Here is a 14083-nt window from a genome sequence, read left to right on the forward strand (position 1 = left end):
TTAGGTCTGCAGCAGTGGCGGCCCATCGGCAACGAGATCTCGCAAATACTGTCCGTAGGCTGTGCCTTGCAGTTGTTGTGCGTGGGCATTTACCTGCTCTACGTCAATCCACTGATTGCGTAATGCGATTTCCTCAAGGCAGGCAATCTTTAGCCCCTGACGCTTCTCTATCGACTGCACGAACTGACTAGCTTCCAGCAGGCTGTCGGCGGTGCCGGCGTCGAGCCAGGCGAAGCCACGACCCAAGCGCACGACGTCGAGTGTTCCGGCGTCAAGGAAGCGCTGGTTAAGAGCCGTGATCTCCAGTTCGCCCCGCGCGGAAGGACGAAGTGCGCCGGCTGCGGCCACTGCCTCGTTGCCGTAGAAGTAGAGGCCGGTGACTGCGAACGCTGATTGCGGCGAGACCGGCTTCTCCTCCAAGGTGACCGGGCAGTGGCTGGCATCAAGCGTGACTACGCCGAAGCGCTGTGGATCTTTTACTGGATAGGCGAACACGCAAGCGCCGTGGCGGCGCTGTGCCTGCTCTTGCAGCAGGGGCACGAAGTTCTGCCCGAAGAAGAGGTTGTCGCCAAGGATCAAACACAAGCTGTCTTTGCCGACGAAGTCGGCCGCGATCAGCAGGGCCTCGGCTACGCCGGCCGGCCTGGCCTGCTCGGCGTACTGCAGGGCGATGCCGAACTGCGAGCCATCGCCCAGTAGGCGGCGGAAGCTGGGCAGGTCCTCGGGTGTGCTGATGACTAGAATCTCGCGCAGGCCAGCCAGCATGAGTACCGACAGCGGGTAGTAGATCATCGGCTTGTCGTACACCGGCAGGAGGTGCTTGGAGGCCCCCAGGGTGGTCGGCATTAATCGGGTGCCACGGCCCCCGGCAAGCAGTATCCCCTTCATGCCGCCACTCCCAGGCGCTGCCCGGCGTACCTCTCGGCGGCGGCGGTGCGCCAGCGCGTTTCGGTGAGATACCAAGTGACGGTCTCCTCCAGGCCTTCGTCGAAGTCCACTGCCGGTTGCCACCCGAGCGCTGTGCGGCTGGCGCGGTCGTCGAGCGCGTAGCAGCGGTCGTGGCCGGGCCGGTCGGTGACGTGGCGGATCAGTTCGGCATGACGGCGCAGACCCGCCGGTGGCGCGCGGCGCTGATCGAGTAGGGCGCAGAGGCGGTGCACAAATGCGAGGTTGTCGAGATGGTCATCGCCAGCCAACAGGTACTCGTGGCCGGGCTCGCCACGCTGTAGCGCCGCCAGTACGCCGTCGGCATGGTCGTCAACGTGGATCCAGTCGCGTCGTTGCTGTCCATCGCCGTAGATCGGCAGCGACTGCCCAGTGAGCGCGCGGCTGAGCGTCAATGGCAGCAGCTTTTCTGGAAATTGCCAGGGACCGTAGTTGTTGCTGCAGTGAGTGATCAGCACAGGCAGGCCGTGGGTGCGGGACCAGGCCAGCACTAGGTGGTCGCCAGCTGCTTTGGCAGCGGCATAGGGCGAGCTGGGGCGCCAAGCGCTCTCGGTGGTCGCCGGCCGCAGCCCCTCACGGTCGCCATAGACCTCGTCGGTTGATACCTGCAGGTAGCGGAAGGCTACACGCGCCGGTTCGGGCAGCTGCCGCCAGTGCCCGGTGGCAACGTCCAATAGGCTGTGGGTGCCAAGCACGTTGGTATGCAGGAACGGCTGGGCCGCATCGATGGAGCGGTCGACGTGAGTTTCGGCGGCAAAATTCACCACCGCATCGGGGCGGAATTCGGCGAACGCGACCCGAAGGGCCTCGGCATCGGCGATGTCGGCGCGCACGAAGCGGTAGCGCGGGTCGTTCTCCAAGGCCGCCACCGCCGCCGGGTTGGCGGCGTAGGTCAGCAAATCGAGGTTGAGCACCTCCACCGCAGCTTCGGCGCGTGCCAGCAGACGGCGCAGGAAGGCCGAGCCGGCAAACCCGCAACCGCCGGTGACCAGTAGCTTCATGGCTGCTCCCGGCTGCCTCGGCCCGCTACCGAGACGTAGAGCAACTGGGTGATCTGCTCCGATACTAGGCCGATCAGGAAGGCCAAGATCGAAGTGGTGAACAGCAGCGCGCCAGCGTTGGTGAAGCGTCCCTCGGTGACATAGGTGTAGGCGTAATACCAAGCGCTGGTGGCGAATAGCGAGGCGGCCACGGTTCCGAAAATCTTCAGTGGCGAGTACAGCGTGGCGATCTTCAGGATGATGATGAAGAAGCGTCCTCCGTCCTTGAGCGGTCGGATGTGGCTGCTCGTCCCCGCGGTGCGGGATAGCACGGTGACGGGCTCGAAATGTACGCCGTAGCCTGCGCGGATCAGGCACATGGTGCTGGTGGTCGGGTAGGAGAAATGGTTCGGCAGTAGCGGCAGAAACTGCAGGAAAGCGGAGCGGCGCACGGCCCGAAATCCAGAAGTGAGATCCAGAATCGGCTGCCCAGTCAGCCAACTGGCGAGCCGGTTGTAGAGGCCGTTGGCGAGCCGCCGCGGCAGGCTGGCATGGGCCTGTGCTGAGCGGGTGCCAACCACTAGGTCGTGGCCTTCGGCCAAGCGGGCCAGCAGCAGCGGCACGTCTTCGGCCCGATGTTGGCCGTCGGCGTCCATCATCACCAGCCACTCGCAGTTCGCCGCGCGCGCGCCGGACTTGATTGCGGCGCCGTTGCCGCGCGAAACCGGGTGGCGGATGACGCGGGCACCCGCCGTCGTGGCGCGTGCTCCGGTGTCGTCGCTGGAACCATCATCAACCACGATTACCTCCCTGATGGTGGGCAGGCGTAGCAGGGCGGCAACCAGCGGCGTGATGCTGGCGGACTCATTGCGGGCGGGGATGATGACGCTAGTTTCTGCGGTCATGGATTCGGAGTGGGTTTCGGTCTTGTGCGCAGCTCGCGGATCCAGTCATCCAGTTCCGCGCGTCGGGGGGAATCGTCTATAAACCAGCGGCCGAGACCGCGCCGAGGATCGCAGTCACGGGCGGCTTCCAGCGCCATTATGGCGCCAGGAATATCACCCAGCCCTTCGCGCAGGCCAGCGGCGGCTCGCCATAGGGTATCGGAGCATTCGTGTTCGAGGGCCAGCTCCAGCGCCGCAAGTGCTTCGGAGGGCTTGTTCTGTGCGGCGAACAGCTGCGCGATCTGGTTGTAGATCAGGCGGCCGTCCTTACTTGCATAGGTGCTGTTTTCGGATAGCGCGTCCAGTGTTGCAATGACTTCGTCAATGCCAACTTGGATGCAGCGGCCGGCCTCGATGTTGGTGACTAGCTTTTCCAGGGTAGGTACCACGGCGGAATCGTAGCCGTAGGCATTGTTGGCGATCCCCTGCTGTATGCGTGCCCAGTGCTCGGTGGACTCCTGCCCTAGCCGGCACTCCATGTAATAGCTGGCGAGGTCGGCCGTGAGCTGTCCGGGGTCGATGGCGAGCAAGGCCTGCAATTCCGCTAGTGCCTGGTCCTCGTGCCCTCGCAAGCCCCAGTAATTGGCATTGGAAAGCCGAGCGCGCGCCGAACCGGGATTCTCCAGCGCCCAAACGTTGTACAACCGCCCCTCGTCTCCCCAGGTTCCCGAGGCTGTATGGGTCAGGGTGTACAGCAGCAGCAAGCTCAGCCCGGCTAGTGCTGGGGGGAGTGCCCGCAGGCGAGCCTGTGATCGCAGCAGGCCATCGATGCTGGCGGCCAAGCCCAGCAACAGCCCGAACATTGGCAGGTAGTTTCGGTGCAGGAAGTACAGCTCCAGCGGGACCGGGCTGGCTTCCAGCGCGTGGCCGGCGAGGAAGAACAGCACCGCCATGGCGAGCCAGGGCGCACGCCGCCGCCCCTGCCACCAGGCCAGCAGTGTGGTGCCCAGCAGCATCAGCCAGGGCCACAGAACCACCAGACCCTCGCGGGTTACGCTGCGCACCGGGTAGTTGTCGTAGTACAACGAAATGCGCAGGCCCGGTTGCAAGATCAAGCCTAGGTAGTTCAGCAGTACATGGCCTTCGGTGACCAGACGCTCCGCCGGGCTGAAGCCGCGCCAGGCAATGGGCTGTAGAAAGTCCACCAGGGAGGTGATGTACGCCAGGATGGCGGCGCTGGGCAGCCAGAGCAGCAGCCAGCGCGCCCGCCGGCCGGCGACCGTCTGCGGCAGTGGGGCGACGGTTCGCTCCAGGGCGGCAGCCAGCAGCGGCAGCACCGCCGCGCTTTCCTTGCAGAGCGCTGCCAGCAGTGCCGGGACGGCGGCGAGCGCGCACAGGCGCAAGGCGCTGGCAGGGCGGCCATCCAGCAGGCGCTGCCTTGCGGTGAGCAGTGCCATAAGACCGAGCATGACGAAGGCGGTGCACAGGATGGTCATGCGCTGCACCACCAGGAACACTGTGGCGGTTTGCAGCGGATGCAGCAGCCAGAGTCCGGCGGCGGTCAGCGCCAGCCAATCGCCGCGCTCAGAAGACAACTGGGCGGCGCGCAACAATTGCCGTGCTAGCAGAAAGGCGATCAGGCCGGTCAGCAGGTGCAGCAGCAGATTGGTGCGTTTGAATGGATATGCTTCGGTTGGCCAGTTGAGGCCATCGAGCAGGAAGCTGGCCTGCGAGAGCGGGCGGCCGCCAGGGCCAGCGGAGCTGCTGAAGATGAACTGTAAGGCGCCTTCGCTGGAGTCGACTGCCTGCTCCCCCAGAGTGGAAAGGTTGGGGATATCGTCGAACAGGAAGGGACCGCTGAGCCCGGGGCGGAAGGCGAAAAAGCTGGCGGCGATCAGGAATGCTAGGGCCAGAACAATACGTAGTGAATGTGCGGCTGGCCTCATAGGATGGGGCATCGTTCTGGTGGAGTTGGGCAGTGCGTTTGGCTGGATTCAATAGTCAATACGACTAAGCGCTTCGCACTTCATTTTTGAATCCTGGAAGCAACAAAAAAAGGCCCGCTTGCGCGGGCCTTTTGCCATCTTGCCGACTATTAGCGGCAGGAAGACGGGCGGTACTTGCCGGCCAGAGTGGCGGTAGCGCTCGTGCAATTCCACTTCACCGCGCCGTCCGGAGTGGAAGGGGTGAGGAAGAGGGTCTTGCCGTTGAGGGCGGTCTCGCCGCTGTAGGTGATGGTGATCAGGCCATTCGAAATGGCAACGCTCTTCACATTGTTGCCGGTGATGGACGCGGCGGAAACGACGCCAGCAGTGGCGTTGTCGGCAGGCAGACTGCCCTTGGTCTGGAAGTACTCGGCGACCGCGGTCTTGGAGGCGGAAGCGAGGTTGAGACCTTCGGTCACCTTGGAGCGGATGATGTAGTCCTGATAAGCCGGGATGGCGATGGCGGCGAGGATGCCGATGATGGCAACCACGATCATCAGTTCGATCAGGGTAAAGCCTTGCTGCTTCTTCATGAGAGGTCTCCTGGGAAAGTTGGTGCGCGGGGCGCAGGAATAAGTAGCAATAGTTGGGCCGCCCTCAAATGCCGGCATTCACGGGCTTCAGTCCGCGACAGGATGGCCAAGGTCTGTCGTAAAATGACAAATTGCGGCAGATTGGGCTGTGGATGTGCGTCTGCCAATTCTGCTCATGGCTTTCGTGTTTGCCGCGCTTGCCGCCAGCGAGGCCGACCCACATCCGGCGTTGTTCCTGGCGCTGCATAACGGCCCTTCAAGCTTCCCGATTAGTGGCGAAGCTCAGCTACGCGGTCATGCGCGCGCACGCGCGGCATCCGGATATTGCCTCTGCTTGGCGAGGCGCGCCGCCTGGAATCCCGTGCCTGCCCCAAAGTTTTGTGGAGGGCATTCCGATTTATTGAATGACGTGGTCTTAGTTCGGGGGGGCTGACTGAGGCTAGTCACGGGCCGGCGAGGTCTTGTTATCTGCCTGTTGAGATGCGGCGCCTATTGCCCAGATTGGCCGCATTTCGACGCGATGCGACCAGTCGATGCCGGACCTTGAAGTCGTGCTGAGTGTCAGGCTAATTGCGGCAGGAGGAGGGCTTGTATTTGTTGGCAATCGTCGAGTCGCTGCCGGTGCAGGACCACTGCACCGAGCCGGCAATCGTGGTCGGCGCGAATACCAGGGTCTTGCCAGTGATTTCTGGTTGCCCGCTGTAGGTGATAACCACCTCGCCGTTGCTCACCGTAACCCGGCTGACGTTGTTTCCGACGATGCTGGTCGGCGAGGCGATCTGGGCTTCGGTGTTGTCTGCGGGCATGACGCCATGGGTATGAAAGTGATCCACCACGGCAGCTTTTGCCGCGGACGCGAGGTGTATGCCTTCCAGAATGCGGGCGCGCAGGATGTAGTCGCGATAGGCCGGGATGGCAATCGCCGACAAGATGCCGATGATGCTCACCACGATCATCAGCTCCAGCAGGGTAAAGCCGCGCTGCGTATTCATAGCTATTCTCCCGCGGCCAATTGGCCGCTCCTCGGGCAGAAGGGGGCATAAGCCGTGCCAGCACTTGCCTCGGGCTGAAACTACGGTTCTGTAAGTCGGCCGGTGCTGGAGCGCCTCGACCGCAATGGGCGTGGATGGCCGCTAGGCGCGGACCACGGTGCCGCCAAACTTGCGCATCTTGCCGCGGGTGTCGATGACCAGCCGGCTGTGCTCGGCGATCAACGCGTAGTCGAAGGCGCTGTGCGCGGTGGTCAGGATCGCCACATCGCTGGCCGCCAGGGTCTCGGCGCTCAGCGGCAGGGCGCTGTGCGGGTAGTGGCCGCGTCGCAGCGGCGGGATGCTGGGAATGTAGGGGTCGCAGTAGCTCACCTCCGCGCCGCGGGCCTCCAGGCCTTCCAGCAGCTCCAGTGCCGGCGACTCGCGCAGGTCGTCGACATCGCTCTTGTAGGCGATGCCCAGCAGCAGCACCTTGCAGCCCTTCAGCGACTTGCCCTGCTGGTTCAGGGCCTCGACAGTGCGGGCGATCACGTAGTCCGGCATGCCATGGTTGATCTCGCCGGCCAGCTCAATGAAGCGGGTGTGCAGGCCGTACTCGCGTGCCTTCCAGGTCAGATAGAAGGGGTCGATGGGGATGCAGTGGCCGCCCAGGCCGGGGCCGGGGTAGTAGGGCGTGAAGCCGAAGGGCTTGGTGGCGGCGGCGTCGATCACCTCGAAGATGTCGATGCCCATCTTCTCGGCCACCAGCTTCATCTCGTTGACCAGGCCGATGTTCACCGCGCGGTGGATGTTCTCCAGCAGCTTGGCCATTTCGGCGACTCGGGTGGACGACACCGGCACCACTTGGTCGATCACCCGCGAGTACAGCGCCACCCCGGCATTCAGGCAGGCGGCGCTGATGCCGCCGACCAGCTTGGGGATGTTGTGGGTGCCGTAGCGGGCGTTGCCGGGGTCTTGCCGTTCCGGCGAGAACACCAGGCCGAAGTCGATGCCGGCCTTGAGCCCGCCGCGTTCCAGGATCGGCTGCACCACCTCGTCGGTGGTGCCGGGGTAGGTGGTGCTCTCCAGCGAGACCAGCTGGCCCGGCCGCAGGCAACGGGCGATGGCCTCGGCGGTGTTTTCCACATAGCTCAGGTCGGGCTCGCGGTGCTTGCCCAGCGGTGTCGGCACGCAGATCACCAGGGCATCGCACTCGCCCAGGCGCGAAAAGTCGGTGGTGGCACTGAAGCCGGCTTGGGTAGCGGCGCGCAGGCTCTCGGCCGGGATGTAGTTGATGTAGCTCTCGCCCGCGGCCAGCTTGGCCGGCTTGGCGGGGTCGACGTCGAAGCCGGTCACCTTCAGCCCCACCTCGGCAAAGCGCAGCGCCAGCGGCAGGCCGACATAGCCCAGGCCGATGATGCCGATGTGCGGCTGGGGGGCGAGCAGGGCGGATTCGAACGGCGTCATGGCGCGGGCGGGCAGGGGAGCCCGGGAATCATGCCGCAAAGGGCGTGGGAAAGGCGCGCGCCCTGGCGGGCGGGTAAACTCTCGCCCCCGCAAAGTGCCACCTGTGTCGTCGCCATGCTGCCCGAATACCGCCCCGCCGAAACCGAACGTCAGGCCCAGGACTACTGGGCTGCGAACGACAGCTTCCGCGCCCGCGAGGACGCCGGCCGGGAGAAGTTCTACTGCCTCTCGATGTTCCCCTACCCGAGCGGCCGTCTGCACATGGGGCACGTGCGCAACTACACCATCAGCGATGTGATCGCCCGCTACCAGCGCATGCGCGGCAAGGCGGTACTGCACCCGATGGGCTTCGATGCCTTCGGCCTGCCGGCCGAGAACGCGGCGATCAAGTCGGGCGTGCCGCCGGCGGAGTGGACCTACGCCAACATGAGCTACATGAAGCGCCAGCTCACCCAGCTGGGCTTCGCCTTTGACTGGTCGCGCGAGATCGCCACCTGCCGGCCGGAGTACTACCGCTGGGAGCAGTGGCTGTTCCTGCAGCTCTACAAGAAGGGCCTGGTGTACCGGAAGAACTCGGTGGTCAACTGGGACCCGGTGGACAACACCGTGCTCGCCAACGAGCAGGTGATCGACGGCCGCGGCTGGCGCTCCGGCGCCCTGGTCGAGCAGCGCGAGATCGCGCAGTGGTTTTTGAAGATCACCGACTACGCCGACCAACTGGTCGATGACCTGCAAACCCTGGACGGCTGGCCGGATGCAGTGCGGACCATGCAGGCCAACTGGATCGGGCGCAGTCAGGGTGTCGAGATCGACTTCGCGCTTGCCGACAGCAGCGGCGAGAAGCTGGCCCCCGCCGATTTCGGCGGGAAACTGACTGTTTACACGACCCGCCCGGACACCCTGTTCGGCGTCAGCTTTGTGAGCGTCGCCGCCCAGCACCCGCTGGCGCTGGCTGCCGCGCAGCGCGATGCCAAGGTTGCCGCCTTCGTCGAAGAAGCCAAGCAGTCCAGCGTCGCCGAAGCGGCGCTGGCGACGCAGGAGAAGAAGGGCGTGGCCCTGGGCGTGGACGTGATCCATCCTCTCACCGGCGAGAAGCTGCCGGTCTGGGCCGCCAACTTCGTGCTGATGGGCTATGGCACCGGCGCGGTGATGGCGGTGCCGGCGCACGACCAGCGCGACTGGGAGTTCGCCAGTGCTTACGGCCTGCCCAAGAAGATCGTCATCGCCGGCCCGCAGGGCCTGCCGGACATCACGGCCGCCGCCTACACCGAGTACGGCAGCCTGGTGAACTCCGGAGCTTTCGAAGGCAAGGATTTCGACGCCGCCTTCGAGGCTATCGCCACCGCCCTGGAGCAGAAAGGCGCCGGCCGCCGCCGCACCAACTACCGCCTGCGCGACTGGGGCGTTTCTCGCCAGCGCTACTGGGGTTGCCCGATCCCGATCATCTACTGCGCCGACTGCGGCGCGGTGCCGGTGCCGGATGCGCAGCTCCCCGTGGTGCTGCCGGAAAACCTGCAACCCGATGGCGCCGCCAGCCCGCTGACCCGCACGCCCAGCTTCTACGAGTGCACCTGCCCAAGCTGCGGCAAGCCGGCGCGGCGCGAGACCGACACCTTCGACACCTTCTTCGAGTCGAGCTGGTACTACGCCCGCTACGCCTGCCCGGACTTTGACCAGGGCATGCTCGACGAGCGCGCCAAGTACTGGCTGCCGGTCGACCAGTACGTCGGCGGCATCGAGCACGCGGTGCTGCACCTGCTCTATGCCCGCTTCTTCCACAAGCTGATGCGCGACTCCGGCCTGCCGGTGGCGGGCAACGAGCCCTTCACCCGCCTGCTCTGCCAGGGCATGGTGGTGGCCGGCACCTATTACCGCGAGCTGCCCGGCGGCAAGAAGGACTGGATCAACCCCGCCGACGTCGATGTGCAGTACGACGAGCGCGGCGCACCGCTGAGCGCCACCCTGCGCGCCGACGGCGGCCCGGTGCTGATCGGCGGCCGCGAGAAGATGTCGAAGTCGAAGAACAACGGCGTCGATCCCGAGACCATCATCAACAGCCACGGCGCCGACGCCGTGCGCCTGTTCATGATGTTCACCTCGCCGCCGGAGCAGAGCCTGGAGTGGAGCGATGCCGGCATCGACGGCGCTGCGCGCTTCCTGAAGCGCCTGTGGCGCATGGTCTCCGAGCACGTCGCCGGCGGCCCGGCGCCGGCCCTGGAAGCGGCGGCGCTGAGCGCGGTGCAGAAGGATCTGCGCCGCAAGACCCACCAGACCATCGCCAAGTTCGGCGACGACGTCGGCCGTCGCTACCAGTTCAACACCGCCATCGCCGCGGCGATGGAGCTGGTCAACGCCCTGCAGAAGTTCGAGGGCAGCGCGGACCAGGATCGCGCCGTGCGCCAGGAGGCGCTGAACGCCCTGGTGGCCTGCTTGGCGCCGATCACCCCGCACATCAGCCACACGCTATGGACCGCGCTGGGCAATGCCGGCGCCGTCATCGACGCCGCCTGGCCGGAGGCCGATCCGGCCGCCCTGGTCAGCGACGCCATCAAGCTGGTGGTGCAGGTCAACGGCAAGCTGCGCGGCCAGATCGAGGTGCCGGTCGGCAGTTCCAACGAGGCCATACTGGCGGCGGCCAAGTCGGAGGAGAATGTCGTCAAATTCCTCGCCGGCAGCGCGATCAAGAAGGAGATCGTGGTGGCCGGAAAACTCGTCAACTTCGTGATCTGACCAACATGCGCATCGCACTGGCGGGACTGTTGCTGGCAACACTGCTGAGCGGCTGTGGCTTCCAGTTCGCCGGCAGCCGGCCGCTGCCCGCGGTGCTGGACCGCGTTTATGTCGATGTCGAAGTGCCCTACCGGGTTTCCGAGCCGCCGCTGGAGACCGCGCTGCGGGCGCGGCTGAGCCAGCGTGGCGCCACCGTCGCGACCCGCGCCGAACAGGCCGAGACGCAGCTGCGTCTCTGGGATCTGGTCGAGCGCCGCGAGACCCTGTCGCTGGGCCCCGACGGCAAGGCGCTGGAATACCGGCTGGTGATCTCGGTGCGCTACGAGGTGCGCCGCGCCGGCAAGCTGCTGCTGCCGGCGGACACCCTGTCGGCCTCGCGCGACTACAGCTTCCAGCCCAACCGCATCCTCGCCAAGGAGGCCGAAGAGGCGCAGTTGCGCGAGTTTCTGCAGGGCGAGATGGCGGAGCTGCTGCTGCTGCGCCTGGAAGTGGGCTTGCGCGAGATGCCGCCCGAGCCCGCTAACGTGGTGCCGCTGGAGCCAGCGCCCGCGCCAGCAGGCTGAGCGGGTGTAGCACTTCGACCTCCAGCCCACGCCCACGCAGCCCGGCGGCGAGATGCAGGGCGCAACCGATGTTGGCGGAGACGATCAGCTGCGGTTTCAGCGCAGCGGCCGCGTCCAGCTTCGGCGCCAGCAGGCGGTCGGCCTGGTCGGGTGCGCTGAGAAAGCCGGTGCCGGCGGCGCCGCAGCAGCCGCTCTCGTTGGCGAGATCCACCAGTTCCAGTTCCGGTATCGCGCTTAGCAGTCGGCGGATCGCGTCGCCGGCCGCAAACACATTGCTCTGCGTGCAGGCGCTGTGGATCGCCACCCGCAGCGGTAGCGGGCGCAGTGGCAGGGGCTTGGCCTCCAGGCGGGCTGCGAGAAAGGCGCAGAGATCCTGCACTTTTGGTGTGAGGGCGGGAGCCTTGTCGGTTGCGGCGCCGAGATCACGCAGGCTGGCGCCGCAGCCGCTGGCGAGCGCCAGCACGGTTTCGCAGCCGGCAAAGGCCTGGGCATTGCGCGCGGCTTGGCGCGCAGCGTCGGTGGCAAGGCCGGCATGCTGGTTGAGCGCGCCACAGCAACCCTGGTCTGGCGGGACGGCGGCCACAATACCCAGAGCGCTCAGCAGCCGCAGGGCATCGGCCAGCACCGCGCGCTCCAGCACATCGCCGACACAGCCGACGAACAGCCCGACCTTGGCGCTGGTCGGCGCCGGTACCGCGCGCAACCGCTGTGGCGCCGGGAGGTAGCGCAGCCAGCGAGGCAGGCGCGCCGCGCCGCTTGGCGCGCCCAGTAGGCTCTGCAACAACCAGAGGCCGGTGCGCAGCAGCGCCCGGGCGGGAGCGTAGTCCAGCAGCGCGGCCAGCAGGCGGGTTGCGCGGCTGCGCCTGGGTGTGACCAGCAGCGCGCGGGTGGCGTCGGCGATGCGGCCGTAGGGCACTTTGGCCGGGCACACCGCCTCGCAGGCGCGGCAGGACAGGCAGCTGTCGATGTGCGCCGCGAGCGTCGCCGAGGCCTGCAGCTGGCCGCCGACCAGGCCTTGCGCCAGCGCGATGCGGCCACGCGGGCTCTCGGCCTCGTTGCGGCTGAGGCGATAAGTGGGGCAATGGGGGAGGCAGAGACCGCACTTTACGCAGCGGTCTGCGTCGGCGAGCAGGTTTGCGGCATCCATGCGGCATCGTATCGCGAGTGGATGGTTACGGCTGGCATACTCGCGCCCTTTCAAAATCCGCCGAGGACCCGTAATGACGCTACGCATCTGCTCCACCGCCCTATTGTTTGCGCTGGTCGCGCCCGGCCTGTGGGCCGCAGAGGCGGGGCCGGATGGCTACAGCGGCGAGGCGGCGCTGGGCGTGCTCAGCACCTCCGGCAATACCGATACCCGCTCCGCCAATGGCAAGCTGCGGCTGGGTTATCACGATGGCCGCTGGAATCACGAGGGCAAGGCGGCGGCGGTCAGCGCCCAGCAGGACAATCTCACCACCGACGAGCGCTACAGCCTGGGCTACAAGCTCAGCCGCGATTTCGATGCCCACAACTACGTCTTCCTGACGCTGGACTACGACAACGACCGCTTCGCCGGCATCGCCGAGCGCACCACCGAGGCGCTGGGCTATGGCCGGCGGTTGCTGACCTTGGAAAAGCACAGCCTCGATGCCGAGATCGGCGCCGGTGCCACCCAGATCAAGCTGGCCGAACCGGCCGGCCGCGAGAGCTCGGCGGTGGCCTTGTTCAACGCCAAATATGTCTGGGAGATCAGTGCCACCAGCAAGTTTTCGCAGGCACTCAAGGTGGAGCGCTCGCGCACCACCACCTACGTCAATCCGGTGTCGGAGCTGAAGCTGACCGTCGCCGGCAATCTGTTCGCCAGCCTGGGCTACGAGCTGCGCTTTAACTCCGAGGTGCCGGCCGGCACCCGCAAGACCGATACTCTGACTTCGGTGAGCCTGGGCTACGGCTTTGGCGCCAAGAAATAGCCACTGACCGCAGGCCCCCATGAGCACGCCCGAGCCTTACTTCCAGCGCCACATCTTCTTCTGCTGCAACCAGCGCGACGACGGTCGCGAATGTTGCGCCGACAAGGGCGCGGTGGAATTGCGCGACTACTGCAAGCAGCAGGTGAAGAAGCGCGGCTTGGCCGGCACCGGACGGGTGCGGGTGAACATGGCCGGTTGCCTGGACCGCTGTGCGCTGGGACCGGTGGCGGTGGTGTATCCGGAAGGCGTCTGGTACCGCTACCAGAACCGCGAAGACGTCGACGAGATCGTCGAGCGCCACCTCGCCAATGGCGAGCCGGTGCAGCGGCTGAAGATTTAGCGCAACTTCATTGTCTCCCCTGCATCGCAAGGGGAGACAGGGGCTTAAGCGCCCTTACTGGGTGTAGGCGCGGATCAAGGCCTGCGCCGCCTTGGCCATGCTGGCGGTGGGGCCGCCGGGGCCTAAGCTGAGACGGCTGAAGTAGCCGCCGTCCATCAGCAGCAAGAGGCCGTCGGCCAGGCCTTCGGGGTCGCGGGCATTCATCGCCACGCACAACTCGCGCAGGCGCCGGCGCTTCTCGCGGCTGTAGCCCTCGACCACATGGCGACCGGGGTGATCGACCTCGGTGAGTTCCACCGAGGCATTGCCGATCGCGCAGCCGCGCTTCTCGCAGGTCTTGGCCTTGGCGCTCATGCTCTTGAACAGCGCCAGTACCGCGGCCTCCGGATGCTTCGCGTGCGGCGCGATGGTTTCGTCCCACCAGATCCAGAACTCGCGCTCGGACTGCTTCAGGCACTCGGCCACCAGCTCGTCCTTGGACGGGAAGGCGCGGTACAGGCTCATCTTGGTGGCGCCGGCCTCCTGGGCGATGGACTCGACGCCCACCGCGCGGATGCCTTGGCGGTAAAACAAGTCGCGGGCGGCCGCAAAAATGCGGTCGCGAGCGCTGGGCTTGGCCGTGGCGCAGCCGCCATTCGCCGCTGCTTTGGCGGCAAATTCCTTTTCGGCTGAAACACTTGGGCTAGACATTGGAGCCTCCTCGCACAACTTGCTTGAAATGATACTGACCGGTCAC

The 14083-nt window shown here is 66.0% G+C and carries 13 protein-coding genes; 4 read left to right on the plus strand and 9 right to left on the minus strand.

What is annotated here, in order from left to right:
- The 7 genes from rfbA to AC3WT6_RS04635 all read right to left on the minus strand — a co-directional run bounded on the left by rfbA (position 1) and on the right by AC3WT6_RS04635 (position 7762).
- Entirely contained in the window at positions 1-888 is an 888-nt protein-coding gene (gene rfbA / locus AC3WT6_RS04605) for a glucose-1-phosphate thymidylyltransferase RfbA (RefSeq protein WP_492652384.1), read from the minus strand.
- Positions 885-1946 carry a dTDP-glucose 4,6-dehydratase gene (rfbB, locus tag AC3WT6_RS04610; protein WP_492652385.1) on the minus strand — a complete coding sequence of 354 codons (1062 nt, stop codon included), beginning with the start codon at positions 1944-1946 and terminating at the stop codon, positions 885-887. Before rfbB ends, rfbA begins: the two co-directional genes overlap by 4 nt.
- A complete protein-coding gene (locus AC3WT6_RS04615) occupies positions 1943-2830 on the minus strand; it encodes a glycosyltransferase family 2 protein (protein WP_492652386.1) in 888 nt (295 codons plus the stop codon). Before AC3WT6_RS04615 ends, rfbB begins: the two co-directional genes overlap by 4 nt.
- Positions 2827-4755: a hypothetical protein gene (locus tag AC3WT6_RS04620; protein ID WP_492652387.1), complete on the minus strand. Its 1929-nt coding sequence runs from the start codon at positions 4753-4755 to the stop codon at positions 2827-2829. The genes AC3WT6_RS04615 and AC3WT6_RS04620 overlap by 4 nt, the downstream gene beginning before the upstream one ends.
- A gap of 149 nt (positions 4756-4904) precedes the next feature.
- Positions 4905-5327 carry a pilin gene (locus AC3WT6_RS04625; RefSeq protein WP_492652388.1) on the minus strand — a complete coding sequence of 141 codons (423 nt, stop codon included), beginning with the start codon at positions 5325-5327 and terminating at the stop codon, positions 4905-4907.
- Between the two features lie 566 nt (positions 5328-5893).
- A complete protein-coding gene (locus tag AC3WT6_RS04630) occupies positions 5894-6319 on the minus strand; it encodes a pilin (protein WP_492652389.1) in 426 nt (141 codons plus the stop codon).
- A 141-nt stretch (positions 6320-6460) separates the two neighbouring features.
- Positions 6461-7762 carry a nucleotide sugar dehydrogenase gene (locus AC3WT6_RS04635; RefSeq protein ID WP_492652390.1) on the minus strand — a complete coding sequence of 434 codons (1302 nt, stop codon included), beginning with the start codon at positions 7760-7762 and terminating at the stop codon, positions 6461-6463.
- Between the two features lie 114 nt (positions 7763-7876).
- On the opposite strand from AC3WT6_RS04635, the gene leuS reads away from it, so the two are divergent.
- Positions 7877-10492: a leucine--tRNA ligase gene (gene leuS, locus AC3WT6_RS04640; RefSeq protein ID WP_492652391.1), complete on the plus strand. Its 2616-nt coding sequence runs from the start codon at positions 7877-7879 to the stop codon at positions 10490-10492.
- Positions 10493-10497: 5 nt separating this feature from the next.
- Entirely contained in the window at positions 10498-11055 is a 558-nt protein-coding gene (locus AC3WT6_RS04645) for an LPS-assembly lipoprotein LptE (RefSeq protein ID WP_492652392.1), read from the plus strand.
- Here the strand turns inward: AC3WT6_RS04645 and AC3WT6_RS04650 are convergent.
- Positions 11012-12202, minus strand: coding sequence for a (Fe-S)-binding protein (locus tag AC3WT6_RS04650; RefSeq protein WP_492652393.1), 1191 nt, complete (start codon positions 12200-12202; stop codon positions 11012-11014). The two genes, AC3WT6_RS04645 and AC3WT6_RS04650, sit on opposite strands and share 44 nt — an antisense overlap.
- Positions 12203-12275: 73 nt before the next feature.
- On the opposite strand from AC3WT6_RS04650, the gene AC3WT6_RS04655 reads away from it, so the two are divergent.
- Both AC3WT6_RS04655 and AC3WT6_RS04660 read left to right on the plus strand, forming a co-directional pair.
- A complete protein-coding gene (locus AC3WT6_RS04655) occupies positions 12276-13007 on the plus strand; it encodes a DUF481 domain-containing protein (protein ID WP_492652394.1) in 732 nt (243 codons plus the stop codon).
- 19 nt (positions 13008-13026) lie between these two features.
- Positions 13027-13347 (plus strand): (2Fe-2S) ferredoxin domain-containing protein, encoded by a 321-nt coding sequence (locus AC3WT6_RS04660; RefSeq protein WP_492652395.1) that lies wholly within the window; start codon positions 13027-13029, stop codon positions 13345-13347.
- 54 nt (positions 13348-13401) lie between these two features.
- Here AC3WT6_RS04660 and AC3WT6_RS04665 read toward each other — a convergent pair whose 3' ends face one another.
- Complete coding sequence (locus tag AC3WT6_RS04665) at positions 13402-14037, minus strand: TetR/AcrR family transcriptional regulator (RefSeq protein WP_492652396.1); 636 nt, start codon at positions 14035-14037, stop codon at positions 13402-13404.
- Between the last annotated feature and the right edge of the window lie 46 nt (positions 14038-14083).

The organism is Stagnimonas sp. FW305-C-60, from assembly GCF_058782965.1.